Genomic DNA, 14,662 nt, shown 5'->3' with positions numbered 1-14,662 from the left:
CAGCCCGCCAGCCCGCGAATGAGGGTGGCTCATGTCGCGCCGCGGGTAGCCCACGACGGCTTGAGCGGTTTCTCCTATCCGAGATGCGAGACTCCAGCCGACCCGAACAACAGCGTCGCCAGGAGTGCGAGCTGGAGAAGGGCGTCGGCAAGCGCCCAAGACAGGCTGCCCCTCCCTCGGACCTCGTTCAGCACCCACAGCACAAGACCGCCGAGCGCTGCGGCGAGCCCCACCAACCAGACAGCGAACAAGAACGATGCCAGGTAAGGTCCGGCACCGGGTTGGGCTGTTCCCTGGCCAGAGCTCAGAGCCAGGTATCCCGCCACTACACACAGCACGATGAACACAAACCCCGCGACGACGAACAAGACTGCCGCGGCTACTCGACCCAACACGGTGTCACCGGCACGCCGGTCGGCGACTCGCACCCCGCTGCGCAGGTGGGCAATCCAGCCGAAGACCACAACAACATTGAGCAGTGCGGTGCCCATGGATAGAGGGATGACAATGGCGAGACCCAGCACAGAAGGTAACGCGGCGTTCCAGAGGACGAAGACAATCGGAAGCGCGAGCGTGGAAAACGTAATGACACCGAGAGGGCCCAGCACAAAGAAGATAGCTAAGCCAAAGAACACAACGAATTCGTCGCCGGCGGGCGAGCTGAGATAGGCACCGGAGAGCATGACCGCAGTGGCACCCACGTAAGCGAATAACGCCGCGTACTTATCAGTGCCAGCGCCGAGGATCATCTGTCGAGCATGCGTCACTTTGCGCACTCCCGCCAGCCCGCGAATGAGGGTGGGTCGCGGGCTGGCGGGCTGGCGTTCTGAAGCGTTCGCGGTATTGACCCGCGGTCGGGGTCAGCCGCCTCCCCGCTTTGCGCAGGAAACGTGGGGCAAGGAACACCTGTCGGCCGTCGCAACCGGCCGAGTCGACCACCCCTTCTGGGGTTGTCCCCGCCTGACACTAGGCTGCCAGAATTGAGTGATGCTCGCGCGGGGGTGCGAGTCGAGGGGAATTGATGAAGCAAGCTGGACCACGGGATTGGTCGCCGCCCGAGAACAACAACTATCGTCCGGCAGATAGCTACCGTTACCCGTCGAATAAGTCGACGACCACATTCGCCCCGCGGAAGTTGGTGCGCAACGGGCCCGGACGAATCTCGCTGCTCTTCGGCATCATCGCTGCCGGGCTTGCCCTGTTCCCCGTCGCCTCGGCGGGAGCAGGGAACGGATACATTGCCTCCACGGCGGGAATCACCGCGATCGCCTACGGTTTCTACGCCCTCAGACTTCGCCACTACCGGGAGGCCACCGCCCGGCTAAGTCCAATCATTGGCATCCTTCTGGGAGCTTTCGGAACGCTTCTGATGACCGCACTTGTCGCCAACTTCTATCTCAACGGGTCGGCCCTCAACTCTCCCCTGACATTTCAGGTCGCGCAGACAGAATTCACGTTTGATTCGGAAGGCTTAGCCCTGTCGACGCCCGCCGAAAGCGCGGCTAACGGCGGGACCGGCCCGACCACCGAGATCATCACACCAGCGCCGGTCGCCGCGCCTGCGTCATTCGCGTCCGCCGCCGAAGAACGGATGGCGCTCATTCAACATCTTGGCACCGTGCAGTTCGTGCTGAAGCAGATCGCGCCGCAGAGCAAGCCCGCCAGCCTCAGCCTTGCCACCCCCGGCGGCACCCTCTCGACACCGGACGGGCACGCGCTCACGATCTTGCCCGAAGGCACCGTGGTCAACTATGCCCCCTCGGCAGATGGCTCCAATTACGTCATGACGCTTAAGGGTGCAACCTTTGGCAGCATGGTGCAGCTCGACACCGCGGTCGGCCAGATCGTGGCGCTGAATTAGCTTTCCTGCCGGAGCGAGCGGCACATCGAGCGGCAACCGAACGTCGCTGCTCATCTGCGCGGAAACATCCGATTTCGGCCCATTTTGCCCAGAAACGTAGGGGGTAGACAGACTTTTCTGGAAATTTGCCAAAAATAACGGAATGGTAACTAGACAGCGTTATGTTTCCGTTATACATTCATAGAGCAGAAGTTGTTTGCTGTGGCAGCTACTGCGGAATGTGATTGCAGGACACTCTTGGTGCAAAGGGAGAGGGTCGGTTTCATGCCTCTGAAACCGGCCCTCGAACTATTTAACGGGCACCCCAGCAAACTTCCACAATCAAGCAATTGACCGCGAACCTCGTCACGACGCCTGCGGCTAGAGACTGTCCTCGCTGCGGGGCTCCCGCGGATCGAGCATGATCTTCTGGATCGGGAACGGCATCTCAATGTCGGCCGCCGTGAGTGCCCGTTTGATCGCCTCAAGAACCTGATCTTGTGCCTCAACCGCTTCGCGACGATCCGGTGGGCTAATCCAGAAGCGAACCTCAAGAATCACGCTGAAGTCGCCGAGCAGATTCACGAGAACCTCCGGCGTCGGGTCTGTGACGATGCCCGGCAAGGTCGCAATCGCCTCAAGGATGGCGGCACGAGCATCCGCAATGCTTTCGTCATAGCCAATCCCCACCTCCACACTGAGCCGGCGGTTCTCATACGCCGTGTTCACGACGACCCGCTTCGTGTAGAGCTCGCTGTTGGGAATCACCACCACCCGGTTGTCATAGGTGCGCAGCAGCGTTGCACGCACCAAAATGTCCACAACTTCGCCCTCATGATTCTCCGACACGATCTGGTCACCGATGCGAAATGGTCGAGTAAACAGAATCAGGATGCCGGCAAGCAGATTCTGAAAGATGTCGCGGAAGGCGAAGCCAATTACGACACCGCCAACGCCCAGAGCTCCGAACAATGACGCCGGGGTGATGGTCGGAAAGATCACGGTGAGCGCGACAAGCAGCCCAAAGGTGAGAATGCTCCAAGCAGTAAGGCGGCTCAGCACCATCTGGAGCCCGCGCGGCCGGCCCGCCCGCCGCATAGCCAGCCCCACGAGCTTGGCCACGACCCACGACAGGGCCCAAAAAATGAGGAAGACCACAATGCCGATGATCACATTAGGGAGGGAAAGAAATAGGGAGGAGAAAATGTTCTCCACACGCTCAATCACATCGCCGAAATCGACCGACTCCTGCCGAAAACCAGATCCTGTCATCGCACGGTAACCCCTCAGTCGAAACGCCGCCATCGACACCGACGACTGTTTTGCGCGAGTCTACGCCCCCAGCAACACCACCCCGCAGGCGTCAACCACCTCATTTAACGGGCACCGCTACAGGGCAAAAAGCCACACCACCACGATAAGAACGGCCATCAGGGCACAGTCAACAATCGCCCACGGTAACAGTGTCCTTTTTGCCTTGGCTCGGATAATCCAGATCGCCAGCCCCGCCAGAGCGGCCGCCAACCCCATCCACCACGCGGCACCAGCAACAACCAACGCCTGACCGTTCCAGGCCACAGGGACCACAGCGGGCACCCCACTCGCCATGATGGTCGCAGTGCCCGCCAGAGCGCTCAGCACCACAAATCCAAACCCCGCAAAGACGAATAGCAGAATGCCCAGCACCTCATATCGTTCATTCAGCGGGCCTGCCGTGCGTGCGGTCATTCCCAGAGTATTACCCAGAAAGCGTTGCTCCACCAGCCCACACGTGCGGCGATCGCGCGCGCTTCGGCCTAGGCTGACACGACCGCCGAATCGAACGGATGACCGTGACCACTGCCCCGCTGCATCCGGATGTAGCCCGCGCCATCCATGATCTCGGTGACGTACTGCCCCAATACGCTCAACTCGTGGTCGAGCCCGACAACGCCGAGTACGAGGCCGTCACCACCCTCCCCGCTGCAACCCGGTTTCGGGTCGCAAAACTGACCCCCACTAAGCCGGGTTTCTTCGTCACCGTTTGGCGGCGAGACACTGACGGCACCACGCAACCATTCCCCAGCGACGATGGCACCCAGCACCTCGTCGTCGTCACCCGCGACAGCAACGGCTTTGGTGCGTTCGTCTTTCCACTCAGCGTCCTGATCGTCCGCGGCATCGTTTCGGATGGCGGCCGCGGCGGCAAGCGCGGTTTTCGCGTGTACCCGCCCTGGGCCGACACCTGCAATCGCCAAGCCCAGAACACCCAGCAGTGGCAATGTGAGCACTTTCACCTGCTCAGCTAAATAGTCAGCCGCCGACCCTAGAGTTGAGCCGTGAGCGGAAACCAGAATCAGCCCTCCGTCGTGTGGCTGCGCAACGACCTGCGACTAGCCGACAACCCTGCGCTAACGGCGGCCGCGAGCGAAGGCCGACCGCTTGTTGTCGTCTACATTCATGATGAAACCGGCGACGGCATCCGCCCGCTGGGTTCGGCCAGCAAGTGGTGGCTGCATCACAGCCTCACTGCTCTGGATGCCGCCCTGCAGAATCTAGGCGGCCAACTGACTCTGCGTCACGGCCCGGCCGCGCAGGTGCTGCCGGCGCTCGTGGACGAGCTCGGCGCCGCCTCGGTGCATTGGAACCGTCGCTACACGGCCGCCCGGGATATTGACGCTGGCCTCAAAACGAGCCTGCGCGAGCAGGGGCTCACGGTCGAAAGCCATCAGGGCAACCTGCTGAACGAGCCGTGGCACATCCGCAATGGGCAGGGCGAGCCGTACAAAGTTTTCACTCCGTATTGGCGTGCGGCGCAAGATCGTCCGGTGCGGGATGCACTGCCGGCGCCGACCGCAGCCGAGCTGAGTTGGCCCGCCGACTCCCCCGCGAGCGACGACCTCGCCGACTGGGATCTGCTGCCCACCCGCCCCGACTGGGCCGAGGGACTGCGCGAGACCTGGACTCCCGGCGAAGATGGCGCCCACGATCGCCTCGAGAGTTTCGTCACCGAACGTCTCGCCGACTATCACCGCCGCGATGAACCTGCCGTGGATGCCACGAGTGGGCTCAGCCCGCACCTGCGGTTCGGTGAGATCAGCCCCACCCAGATCTGGCAGCGGCTGCGTGGCGACGGCTCGGGTGACGGCTCCGGCAACGGCTCCGCCGACGTGCCGACAGCCGCCCGCAAGAACGTCGCCAAGTTCTTGAGCGAAATCGGCTGGCGTGAATTCTCCACCGCGTTGCTTTTCGACAACCCGCGTCTCGCGACCGACAGCTACCGCCCCGCCTACAACGCCTTCCCGTGGGGCTACACCGTCGACCAGCTCGGCGCCGTGGACGAACCCGCGGGAGTCAGCGAAGTCGACGCGTGGCGCCGCGGCCGCACCGGCATCCCCCTCGTCGATGCCGGCATGCGCGAGCTCTGGCACACCGGCACGATGCACAATCGCGTGCGCATGGTCGTTGCGAGCTTCCTCATCAAGAACTTGCTCATCGACTGGCGGGCCGGCGAACAGTGGTTCTGGGACACCCTCGTTGACGCCGACGAAGCCAGCAACCCCGCCAACTGGCAGTGGGTTGCCGGATCTGGTGCGGATGCCGCCCCCTACTTCCGTGTGTTCAACCCGGTCTTGCAGCAGAAAAAGTTCGACCCCGCGGGCCACTACGTCTCGTACTGGATTCCCGAACTCGGCACCGACGCGTATCCCGAACCCATCGTGGATCTTGCCGAAACCCGCCGCGAAGCTCTCGAGGCGTACACGGCCGTGAAAGCCGCAGCGTCCGAATAAGGACTCCCCGCGGCCTACGCGACGGCCGTTCTTGGCGCGCCCGGCGAACCCGAATCGACCGTTGGATGCAGCACTGGGCACTTCACCAGACTCCACTCAGTTGACTGCCAGCTTGCGCCAATAGCACCGGAATCATGCGGATCCGAGGCCCCCGACAGCCAGCATCCGCACCCCAGATTGCTCGAATTTCAACTTTTTTGACATGACCCCCAAACCGGTTACGGCCGCACTCCGGAGTACTCATTGCGCCTCGGGAAAGCCTCGAGACGCAGAGCCTCTACGGAGGCCGACCACGTAAGAAGGAGTTCAGTCATGAACGCATTTACGAAGAAGACAACGCTCGGCGCAACCGCTACCGCAGTAGCCCTCATCGCGGTCGGAGCAGCAGCTCCCGCCATGGCCGCCACCGGTGATAGCTACACCTCGACGAAGTCATACTCCTACTCCTCCCCCAAGCAGACCGACATTCCCGTCGTTGTAGCACCCGAGGTCGGCGACGTTGACCTTCTGGGTGGAGACATCCTCGGTGGCGGCATCCTCAACGGTGACCTTCTCAACGGCAACGCTGTTGCTTCAGGCAACGAGGTCAACGCTCCCGTAGCTTCGGGCAACGACACCGCAGTCGGCAACGTGAGCGACTCCGCGAACGTGTCTGATGTAGCGAACGACGCCAACGTCTCTGACGTCGTCGACAACGCAACGCAGGTAACCGACGTTGTAGACAACGCGACTGACGTAGTGACCGACGTCACTGACATTGTTGATGTCGACGACATTCTCGACGATGTTGTTGACGCAGACGACATCGTCGGTGACATCACCGGTGACCTCGGCCTGAACGGAATCTTCAACTAACTTTCTTCACCCGCTTGCCCCCGCCTGATGTTCTCCGGGCGGGGGCAAGTTTCGTTAACTACGTCTGCCCGTACTTCGATGTTCGGCTTTAGACTGGGCGCATGTCGGTCACAGAGCTCTCGGTCAGCACCCAGAACTATCTGAAGACCGTGTGGAGCCTTTCCGAATGGTCAGATGCCCCCGTCACCGCCACCGTGATCGCCGAGCGCACCGGCTACACGCTGTCGAGCGTCTCGGATGCCGTGCGTCGCCTCACCGATCAAGGCTTTCTGGATCATGCCCGCTACGGTTCCATCGCTCTCACCGCGGTGGGTAGTGCTCACGCCGTCGCGATGGTTCGCCGCCACCGCCTCATCGAATCGTTTCTCGTCAGCGTGCTCGGCTACACCTGGGATCAAGTGCACGACGAAGCCGAAAACCTTGAGCACGCCGTCTCTGACTTCATGGTCGAACGCATCGATGAGTTTCTCGAACACCCCACCCGTGACCCGCACGGCGATCCCATCCCCAGCGCCGACGGCGTGATTACGATCCCGGATGCCGTGCAGCTCACCCGCGTCGCCCCCGGCAGCACCGTCGTCGTCGAACGCATTTCCGACGACGACCCCGAGCTGCTCAAGTTCTTCGAAGAGCGCGGCATCGGGTTCGAAGCGAAGCTCAGCGTGAATGCTGGGGCACCGTATTCGGATGCGCTCGAGGTGGTCGTGCTGGGTGGCGTCGACGGCGAAACCAGTGGGGCGAGCGGCGAGGCGCCGGGTGGTGCAGTGCGCCAATCCGCTGTGCCGATTAGCCTGGGCCGGAGCGCGACCGACGCACTCTACGTATCGGGCGGCACCCTCGCCGAATGACTTGAGGCGCACCGCGCGGGTTCGGTGCGCTGGCGGTGTCTTCCGAGCTACTGGGCGGCGAGCATCCGCTGCCGCTTCATCGCACCGAGTCGCTTGCCGATCACGCCCTGCGTGGGGCTGAACAGGTAAACGAGCGCGAAGATGCAGCCTTCGACGAGCACAATCATGCCGCCGGATGCCGTGTCTAAGTAGTAGCTGAGGTAGAGCCCGGTGACTGCCGCGAGCGCCGACATCACTGGGGCGATCACGAGCATGCGCGAGAAGCGATCGGTGAGCAGGTACGCGGTGGCGCCGGGGATGATGAGCAGTGCCACGACGAGAACGACGCCGACGGCCTGAAGCGCGACGACAGCGGTAAGGGCGAGGAGCCCGAGAAGCGCAGCGCCGAGAACCTTGGGGTTGAGGCCGATCGCGTGGGCGTGGGTGGCGTCGAAGGCGTAGAGGGTGAAGTCGCGGCGCTTCACGAGCAGGATCGTGAGCGTGATCGCGCCGAGGATGAGAACTTGAGCGAGGTCGGCCCAGGAGACTCCGAGGAGGTTGCCGAAGATGATGTGGTTCAGGTCGGTCTGCGAGGGCGTCACGGAGATGAGCACGATTCCCAGGGCGAACAGGGTGGTGAAGACGATGCCGATCGCGGCATCCTCTTTGATGCGGCTCGTGTTTCTCACGATGCCAATAAGGGCGACGGCAAGGAAGCCGAAGATGACCGCACCAAGGGCAAAGGGGGCGCCGACGACGTAGGCGAGCACCACACCCGGGAGCACGGCGTGCGAAACAGCATCACCCATGAGCGACCAGCCGATGAGGACCAGCCAGCACGAGAGCACCGCGCACACGATTGCCGCGGTCACACTCGTGGCGAGCGCCCGCACCATGAAGTCGTAGCTCAGCGGTTCGAGGAGGAAGTCGAGAGGGTTCACGCGGCGTCTCCCGCCGTGACATCGAGGCCGAAGGCGCGCGCAAGGTTTTCGGGCTTCAGCACCTCAGCCGGAGTGGATTGCAGCAGCACCGTGCGCATCAGCAAGATTGCCTCGTCGGCGAGTTTCGGCAGCGCATTGAGGTCGTGGGTCGAGACGAGCACCGTGGCTCCCTCGGCGGCGAGCTCGCGCAAGAGTGTCGTGATCGTTCCCTCGGAGCGCTTGTCGACGCCGGCAAAGGGCTCGTCGAGAAGCAGGATCGTCGCGCCCTGAGCGATTCCGCGGGCCACAAACGCGCGCTTCTTCTGGCCGCCCGAGAGTTGGCCAATTTGGCGGTCGGCGAGATCAGTCAGCTCAACGCGCTCGAGAGCCTCGGCGACGGCGGCCTTGTCGGCGGCCTTGGGGCGACGCGAGAAACCCATGTGGCCATAGCGGCCCATCATCACCACATCGCGCACCGAGAGCGGGAACGCCCAGTCCACGTCTTCGCTCTGCGGAACGTAGCCGACGGCTCCGGCCTTGCGAGCGAGTGCAGGCTGCCGACCGGCCAACGTGACTGTTCCGTGGTCGGGGCGCAGCATCCCGGTAATCGTCTTGAAGAGCGTGGACTTGCCCGAGCCGTTCATTCCGATAAGGCCATAAATGCGGCCGGGCGCGAGGCTGAGGCTCACGTTGTCGAGCGCGAGCACGTCGCCGTAGTGAACGGTGACGTTACGCACGTCGATGGCGGGCACACTCATTCCGTGGCCCCGGTCAATCCAGCGATGATGGTTTCGGCGTCGTGGCGCAGCAACTCGAGGTAGGTCGGCACCGGGCCACCTTCTTCCGACAGCGAGTCGACGTAGAGGGTTCCACCGAAGGTCGTGTCAGTGGCCTCGACCACTTGCTGCATCGCGCGATCGGAGACTGTGGATTCGCAGAACACGGCGGGCACGTCGTTGTCTCGCACGAACTCGATCACCGACGCGATCTGGCGCGGCGTCGACTGCTGCTCGGCATTGACCGCCCACAGGTAATGCTCGCTCAGCCCAGCGTCGCGTGCCAGGTACGAGAATGCTCCTTCACACGAGACGAGAGCGCGCTGTGACGTCGGCAACTCGGCAAGTTCGGCCGTGAGCTCGTCGTTCACAAGCTGCAGCTCGGCCTTGTACGCTTCGGCATTGGCGGCGTAGTCGGCAGCGTTTTCGGGGTCTAGTTCAGCGAACGCAGCCTCCATATTGTCGACGTAAATCTGTGCGTTGAGGGGGCTCATCCACGCGTGCGGATTGGGCAGCCCTTCATAGGCATCCTCCGCAATGTTGATGGTGTCGACGCCGTCAGAGACCACCACGTGCGGCACGTCGAGACCGTCGACGAACTGCGCGAACCAGGCTTCAAGGTTGAGCCCGTTGTCGAGAATCAGGTCGGCTTCGGCCGCCTTGGCAATGTCGCCGGGCGTGGGCTCGTAGCCGTGGATCTCGGCCCCCACCTTGGTGATGGATTCCACCCGCAGGTTGTCGCCGGCCACGTTCTCGGCGATATCGGCGAGCACCGTAAAGGTCGTGAGCACGACAGGGCGGTCGTCGTTCGGGTCAGTCGTGGCGCCCGCATCCGAAGCCGCCGTGCAGCCAGCGAGACCGAGCAGAAGGGCGGATGCTGCAGCCGCGATCATCGTCGTGCGTGCGGTGTGCGTGCGACCTGTTGCTGCTCTCATTCCCATGTTCTGATCCTATGTTGGGAGAGCCTCTTTAAGAAACTACGTCTAGACGTAGTTCCATGAAAATGCGGCCAACCAGCAATAATTGCGAATCTTTTATGGAACGACGAGAGCCCGCTGGAACTCAACTGTGGAGTTGGAGAAAAACGAACGACACCCAACGCGACTCGCGCCAGGTGTCGCTTCGTCTTTTCGCTGAACCACGCGAAAACGACTCGGCTGTGGCTACCGGTAAGTACGACTCGCCTGTGGCTACTGGTAAAAGCTCAAAGGTGCGCCGACTGCATCGCATTCGACAGCGAGCGCCGTCGTCGCTTCTCCCAACGCTGACGCGTCCCCTACGGCCGGTTCGGCACCGTCGGCGCCTAGCTCCGTGATTGCCGAACGTAGGTCGTCGACTTGGCTGCTCAAAAGCGCGTCCTTGTGCAAGATTCCAAGGATCGGGAAGCCGTCGGCAATAGTGGCAATCATGTAATCGAACGATTCCCTATTCAACTCGCCGGCCTCATACCCCGAGACCACGCCGTTCACCGTCATGAGTTCGATCGAGAGCGAATGGCACAGCCCAACATTGCCCTCCTCCAACGAAGTCGCGGCTGCGCTTGACGAAGGTTCGGCGGGCGGCGGCGGCTCGACTTCGGTGCATGCAGAAACAGAGATCAGCATTCCGACACATACGGCCGCGGACAGAAGATGTCTCATAAGGCTCCTTAGTTAGTTGCGGTCCCCACGTACCGTTCGAGTAGGCGCACAGGCGCCAGGTTTTCTCAAGCACCGGTTTGCCGAGCCGAGACGTACTGAAATCAATAATGTCTCATATTTTGCCGGCCTGTCTATCTTCCCGGCATTAGCTCGCGAGTCGAAACAGAGAGGGCGACGGACACCAACTCGGGCGCCCCGGCCATACACCTGCGCTATTGCCCGAAGAGCAAGACAAGCGGTAGCCTCGCCCTAAGCGAAGAATATTCGGATTTTGAAAGTGAGAGCTCACTTGTGTTGGCCTGCTGACGGTGCGATAACTGACGATCAGGTTTCGCCTGTCGCAACTTCGGGGCAGAGCGAACTAAGCGTTTTCGGCGCGTATCGGAACGCCACTTACGTCTGGACACCCGATGCATCCATTCCCGCTTTCGAAGAAAAAACGGATTCGCATTCAGACGTACTGGAGGCAGAACTTGCGCTTCACTAAGGCAGCCGCTTACCTAGCGGCATTCGGTTTGACCATCTCGACGCTGGCCGGGTGCAGCGACGTCACTTCCATCAATGACATGCCGGCCCAAGCGGATGACGCAGCTTTCAGCCGCACCGCCTTTATTTTCGAAGATGCTCGCAATTGCATTCAACTCCGTGCTGAAGAGTCTGCTCCGGTGACTGACCCGGAAGTATTTGCGGAAAGCATCGACGGCTGTGTGAGCCTGAATATCTACGGGTGGACAGATGACGAGATCGTGTCCGGGTTCAGAAGCGGTGACGCTAGTTGGCTCACGTCGAGCTCCATCGCCGAGGACCGCATAAAGGTGGCTGTGTTCACGACCAGTTTTGGACGAGCCGACTCCGGGCTGTCCGCCCAAACCCGCGTGTACAGCTTGTGCTGGTCTCTGAACTTCGACGCCCAAACGGGTAGCGACTTTGTAGTGTCGGATGAGACATGCAACCCCGCCATATTTCTTGCGCTTCCCCAGTACACCCTGACTAACGTCGCAGAGTTAGAAGCGGGACGTTAGGCGCTTCTGCACGGTTGAGTCAGAAGAAGTGCGACACCTGACTTCGGCATCGGCATCTCGTAGTGAGTGGCCGAAGCGTGTGTGACGACATCAGCGCATTCGGCGCTCCGCTCGTGACACCGTTCGCACTCCAGGATGCGGAGGCGAGCATTGCAGTCGAACTGCGTTGCTGAATATAGTTGAGCTAACCGAGAAGGGTCCAACGATGTTGAAACGCTTTCTCAATGTGATGGGTCGGGTCGCTAAACGCCTGGCATTCGTGTTTACCCAGTTAGGCGGAGCGGCCAACGGTGGCCGAAGCGCGGATCCCAGCGCTCGCTCACTCTACGAAGACCGCGACGACTACCGACCGTAATAGGTTCCGCTTACGGGCGGTCGCGGTCGCGAACCGTCCACGTGGGGTACACCCCAAACCGACGTCAAGGTCAGCCGAACCCAGCACCACGTTGCTACTGTGACCTCATGACCGACATCGCTAGCGCGCCTACCGCAGACCCGGCTGCGACAGCCTTCGACACGATCGTCGTCGGCGCCGGAGTCTCCGGGCTCACCGCGGCACGCTTTCTCGCCCAGTCCGGCCAACGAGTGCTCGTGCTCGAAGCCCGCGACCGCACGGGTGGCCGCACGCACACCGAACGCTCCGGCGACGTTGCCACCGACCGCGGAGCATCCTGGATCCACGGCGTCGACGACAACCCCCTCACCGATATCGTCAACGCCTTCGGCATGCGCACGGTCGAGTTCACGGTTGGCAGCTACCAGCCCACCGGCCGCCCCATCGCCTATTACAGCCCCACCGGCGAGCGCCTCAGCGACGACGCTGTCGCCCAGTTCGCGGATGACGTACGCACGTTCGACGCGCACCTTGCGACGGCGGTGCAGGCTTCCACTCTCGGCACAAGCTATGAGCAGGCGATGGGCGTCGCGCTTTCCACGCTCGGCTGGAACCCCGATCGGGCAGAGCGCGTGCGCGAGTTCGTGCTGCACCGCTCCGAGGAGCAGTACGGCGTGCACGCCGGGCTGCTCGATGCGCACGGTCTCGACGATGACACGGTCGAGGGCGACGAGGTGGTGTTCCCCGACGGCTATGACGAGCTGGCAACGAATCTCGCACAGGGACTCGACGTTCGCCTCGAGCATGTGGTCACCGGCATCCGTTGGTCAAAGCAGGGCGCAACGGTCGCCACCGCGCAGGGCGATTTCACCGCGGATCGCGTGGTCGTAACGGTGCCGATTGGGGTGCTCAAGAGCGGCGATCTCGCGTTCGAGCCGGCGCTGCCCGAATGGCTCACCCACGCCATTGACGGCTTCGAGATGAACAACTTCGAGAAGGTCTTTCTGCGCTTCCCCACTCGCTTCTGGGATGAGAGCGTCTACGCGATTCGCCAGCAGGGCGAGGCGGGCAAGTGGTGGCATTCCTGGTACGACCTCACCGATCTGCACGGCGTTCCCACCCTGCTCACGTTCGCTGCCGGCCCCAGCGCCATCGAAGCGCGCGACTGGAGCGACGAACAGATCAGCTCGTCCGTTCTCGATGCTCTGCGCGGGCTCTACGGCGAGCGCGTCGAGCACCCCGACGAAGTGCTCGTGACGCGCTGGCAAGACGACCCCTACTCGTACGGGTCGTACGCCTACATGCGCCCGGGGTCCACGCCCGACGACCACGACCTGATGGCCACACCGGTCGAGAACGTGCTGCACTTTGCGGGCGAAGCAACGTGGACGGATGATCCCGCCACTGTCACCGCGGCACTGCTCTCCGGTCACCGCGCCGCCGAGAACATCCTCGGGCACGAGCTGTCATTCAGCCGATTGAGCGAGTCGATGCACGGTCTCTGATCCGGTAGTCCACCTCCGGAGGAACCGGATCGCCACCGCCGTCGCTGTCAGGGTCGGCGCCCGGATCGGCATCGGGCACGCCATCGAGCAATTCGACCAAGAACGTGACCGCAGCCTTCGCCGTTGCCTCGGGCGCCAAATCGATCGAAGTTATGGGCGGAGCGCTGTTTCTGGTTTGCTCCGAGTCAGACCCTGAGGCAATCATGATGTCGTCGGGAATCAGATAGCCGGCCGCTTGCAGCCCAGCTTGCATGCCCGCAGCGTGGCGCCCGGTCAGGCAATAAATGGCATCCGGAAGCGGCTCGCCTGAGGCCAGCATCCGCTCGGCCAGTGCGCGACCACCCGCCTCGCCTAAGCCCTCATCTTGGTGGTACACAAGCGGAGCTTGTCCGCATTCCGCAGCCCACGCCCGGTACGTCAACTCGCTATCGGCGTTCCACGAGTTGTTGTCCTCGCCAGTAACAATCGCGATGCGCGTGGCACCGCGTTCGAGAAAGTGCTGGATAACAGCATCCGTGTTGGTGTGAGTGCCTGCGCCGAGCCAGGCGCTGAATTCCGGTCGCTCAATATCACGCCCGACCGCGACGACCGCGATTCCGTTTCGAGTGAGCAATTCGATAACCGGATCGCTGGCCACCGGGTCAGAAATGATGAAACCATCGGCGGCCAGAGCGATGCCGGGGGCATTACCAACGGTGGGGTCCCGCATTAACGCAAGCCCGTAACCGCGATCCAACGCTTCGACTGCGGCGGCTCCCGCAAACCGCAAAAAGTAGTCAACACCCTCCGGCTGGTAGGAGCCCAGAGTGTCGAGCGGGCGGATGACGAGTCCCAGGATTCCGAGGCGACGGCTGCGGAGTCCGCGAGCGATCGCATCGGGGCTATATCCCAGATCAGCGGCGGTTTCGACGACTCGTTGCCTAGTGGCATCCGCAATGACTCCCTTGCCATTGAGGGCGTGCGAAACGGTGGTGATCGAGACCCCGGCCCGCTTGGCGACGTCGTGAATTGTCGCTCGTCTGCGTGGCGGGTTATTGGTCACTCTGGCAGGCTACCTGAGTTTCCGGCATGTAAAACGTTTTGGGTATTTTTCCCCCAAAACGTTTTGGTCAACTAGGTTTTCACACACATCAAGCGTCTTAGCGTTCAGGTTCGATCTACCTAGGAGCAATT

Annotated in this window: 16 protein-coding genes; 8 read left to right on the top strand and 8 right to left on the bottom strand. The window is 62.2% G+C overall.

The annotated features are described in order from the left end of the window. Positions 1–74: 74 nt before the first annotated feature. Positions 75–749, bottom strand: coding sequence for a hypothetical protein (locus tag ACWFSR_RS01495; RefSeq protein ID WP_129072925.1), 675 nt, complete (start codon positions 747–749; stop codon positions 75–77). A gap of 272 nt (positions 750–1,021) precedes the next feature. Between ACWFSR_RS01495 and ACWFSR_RS01490 the strand changes: the two genes are divergently transcribed. Next, positions 1,022–1,861, top strand: coding sequence for a hypothetical protein (locus ACWFSR_RS01490; RefSeq protein WP_129072924.1), 840 nt, complete (start codon positions 1,022–1,024; stop codon positions 1,859–1,861). A 360-nt stretch (positions 1,862–2,221) separates the two neighbouring features. Here ACWFSR_RS01490 and ACWFSR_RS01485 read toward each other — a convergent pair whose 3' ends face one another. Beyond that, the gene (locus ACWFSR_RS01485; protein WP_447522892.1) at positions 2,222–3,112 is read right to left on the bottom strand and encodes a mechanosensitive ion channel family protein; all 891 of its coding nucleotides are present in this window, start codon (positions 3,110–3,112) and stop codon (positions 2,222–2,224) included. A 117-nt stretch (positions 3,113–3,229) separates the two neighbouring features. Then, complete coding sequence (locus ACWFSR_RS01480) at positions 3,230–3,568, bottom strand: hypothetical protein (RefSeq protein WP_447522891.1); 339 nt, start codon at positions 3,566–3,568, stop codon at positions 3,230–3,232. 98 nt (positions 3,569–3,666) lie between these two features. Here ACWFSR_RS01480 and ACWFSR_RS01475 point away from each other — a divergent pair, with 98 nt between their 5' ends. The 4 genes from ACWFSR_RS01475 (at position 3,667) to ACWFSR_RS01460 (ending at position 7,313) form a co-directional block, all read left to right on the top strand. After that, a complete protein-coding gene (locus tag ACWFSR_RS01475) occupies positions 3,667–4,128 on the top strand; it encodes a MepB family protein (protein WP_447522890.1) in 462 nt (153 codons plus the stop codon). Positions 4,129–4,158: 30 nt separating this feature from the next. Beyond that, positions 4,159–5,610, top strand: a complete 1,452-nt coding sequence (locus ACWFSR_RS01470; RefSeq protein WP_447522889.1) for a cryptochrome/photolyase family protein — start codon at positions 4,159–4,161, stop codon at positions 5,608–5,610. Between the two features lie 312 nt (positions 5,611–5,922). Then, entirely contained in the window at positions 5,923–6,465 is a 543-nt protein-coding gene (locus tag ACWFSR_RS01465) for a hypothetical protein (RefSeq protein WP_197108387.1), read from the top strand. A gap of 101 nt (positions 6,466–6,566) precedes the next feature. Beyond that, on the top strand, positions 6,567–7,313 hold the full coding sequence (locus ACWFSR_RS01460) for a metal-dependent transcriptional regulator (RefSeq protein ID WP_447522888.1): 747 nt from the start codon (positions 6,567–6,569) through the stop codon (positions 7,311–7,313). Between the two features lie 47 nt (positions 7,314–7,360). Here the strand turns inward: ACWFSR_RS01460 and ACWFSR_RS01455 are convergent, their stop codons facing one another. The 4 genes from ACWFSR_RS01455 to ACWFSR_RS01440 all read right to left on the bottom strand — a co-directional run bounded on the left by ACWFSR_RS01455 (position 7,361) and on the right by ACWFSR_RS01440 (position 10,628). Continuing rightward, on the bottom strand, positions 7,361–8,233 hold the full coding sequence (locus ACWFSR_RS01455) for a metal ABC transporter permease (RefSeq protein ID WP_197126192.1): 873 nt from the start codon (positions 8,231–8,233) through the stop codon (positions 7,361–7,363). Continuing rightward, the gene (locus ACWFSR_RS01450) at positions 8,230–8,970 is read right to left on the bottom strand and encodes a metal ABC transporter ATP-binding protein (RefSeq protein ID WP_197126194.1); all 741 of its coding nucleotides are present in this window, start codon (positions 8,968–8,970) and stop codon (positions 8,230–8,232) included. Before ACWFSR_RS01450 ends, ACWFSR_RS01455 begins: the two co-directional genes overlap by 4 nt. Further along, a complete protein-coding gene (locus ACWFSR_RS01445; protein ID WP_447522887.1) occupies positions 8,967–9,929 on the bottom strand; it encodes a metal ABC transporter substrate-binding protein in 963 nt (320 codons plus the stop codon). Before ACWFSR_RS01445 ends, ACWFSR_RS01450 begins: the two co-directional genes overlap by 4 nt. Positions 9,930–10,178: 249 nt before the next feature. Then, positions 10,179–10,628 (bottom strand): hypothetical protein, encoded by a 450-nt coding sequence (locus ACWFSR_RS01440; RefSeq protein WP_197108399.1) that lies wholly within the window; start codon positions 10,626–10,628, stop codon positions 10,179–10,181. Positions 10,629–11,101: 473 nt separating this feature from the next. On the opposite strand from ACWFSR_RS01440, the gene ACWFSR_RS01435 reads away from it, so the two are divergent. The 3 genes from ACWFSR_RS01435 to ACWFSR_RS01425 all read left to right on the top strand — a co-directional run bounded on the left by ACWFSR_RS01435 (position 11,102) and on the right by ACWFSR_RS01425 (position 13,489). After that, positions 11,102–11,650 (top strand): hypothetical protein, encoded by a 549-nt coding sequence (locus ACWFSR_RS01435; protein ID WP_197108401.1) that lies wholly within the window; start codon positions 11,102–11,104, stop codon positions 11,648–11,650. Between the two features lie 205 nt (positions 11,651–11,855). Further along, on the top strand, positions 11,856–12,005 hold the full coding sequence (locus tag ACWFSR_RS01430; protein WP_197126199.1) for a hypothetical protein: 150 nt from the start codon (positions 11,856–11,858) through the stop codon (positions 12,003–12,005). A 107-nt stretch (positions 12,006–12,112) separates the two neighbouring features. Then, positions 12,113–13,489: a flavin monoamine oxidase family protein gene (locus ACWFSR_RS01425; protein WP_447522886.1), complete on the top strand. Its 1,377-nt coding sequence runs from the start codon at positions 12,113–12,115 to the stop codon at positions 13,487–13,489. Here ACWFSR_RS01425 and ACWFSR_RS01420 read toward each other — a convergent pair. After that, complete coding sequence (locus ACWFSR_RS01420; protein ID WP_197126203.1) at positions 13,455–14,531, bottom strand: LacI family DNA-binding transcriptional regulator; 1,077 nt, start codon at positions 14,529–14,531, stop codon at positions 13,455–13,457. The two genes, ACWFSR_RS01425 and ACWFSR_RS01420, sit on opposite strands and share 35 nt — an antisense overlap. Between the last annotated feature and the right edge of the window lie 131 nt (positions 14,532–14,662).

The organism is Salinibacterium sp. NYA9b (assembly GCF_976973725.1).
The sequence above is the reverse complement of the archived record's forward strand: the minus strand, read 5'-3'. Positions and strand labels throughout refer to the sequence as shown.

Bases quoted from the DNA above. Each gene is read 5' to 3' on its own strand.
- ACWFSR_RS01495 (WP_129072925.1), bottom strand. From the start codon at position 749: ATGATCCTCGGCGCTGGCACTGATAAGTACGCGGCGTTATTCGCTTAC.
- ACWFSR_RS01490 (WP_129072924.1), top strand. From the start codon at position 1,022: ATGAAGCAAGCTGGACCACGGGATTGGTCGCCGCCCGAGAACAACAAC.
- ACWFSR_RS01485 (WP_447522892.1), bottom strand. From the start codon at position 3,112: ATGACAGGATCTGGTTTTCGGCAGGAGTCGGTCGATTTCGGCGATGTG.
- ACWFSR_RS01480 (WP_447522891.1), bottom strand. From the start codon at position 3,568: ATGACCGCACGCACGGCAGGCCCGCTGAATGAACGATATGAGGTGCTG.
- ACWFSR_RS01475 (WP_447522890.1), top strand. From the start codon at position 3,667: ATGACCGTGACCACTGCCCCGCTGCATCCGGATGTAGCCCGCGCCATC.
- ACWFSR_RS01465 (WP_197108387.1), top strand. From the start codon at position 5,923: ATGAACGCATTTACGAAGAAGACAACGCTCGGCGCAACCGCTACCGCA.
- ACWFSR_RS01460 (WP_447522888.1), top strand. From the start codon at position 6,567: ATGTCGGTCACAGAGCTCTCGGTCAGCACCCAGAACTATCTGAAGACC.
- ACWFSR_RS01450 (WP_197126194.1), bottom strand. From the start codon at position 8,970: ATGAGTGTGCCCGCCATCGACGTGCGTAACGTCACCGTTCACTACGGC.
- ACWFSR_RS01445 (WP_447522887.1), bottom strand. From the start codon at position 9,929: ATGGGAATGAGAGCAGCAACAGGTCGCACGCACACCGCACGCACGACG.
- ACWFSR_RS01440 (WP_197108399.1), bottom strand. From the start codon at position 10,628: ATGAGACATCTTCTGTCCGCGGCCGTATGTGTCGGAATGCTGATCTCT.
- ACWFSR_RS01430 (WP_197126199.1), top strand. From the start codon at position 11,856: ATGTTGAAACGCTTTCTCAATGTGATGGGTCGGGTCGCTAAACGCCTG.
- ACWFSR_RS01425 (WP_447522886.1), top strand. From the start codon at position 12,113: ATGACCGACATCGCTAGCGCGCCTACCGCAGACCCGGCTGCGACAGCC.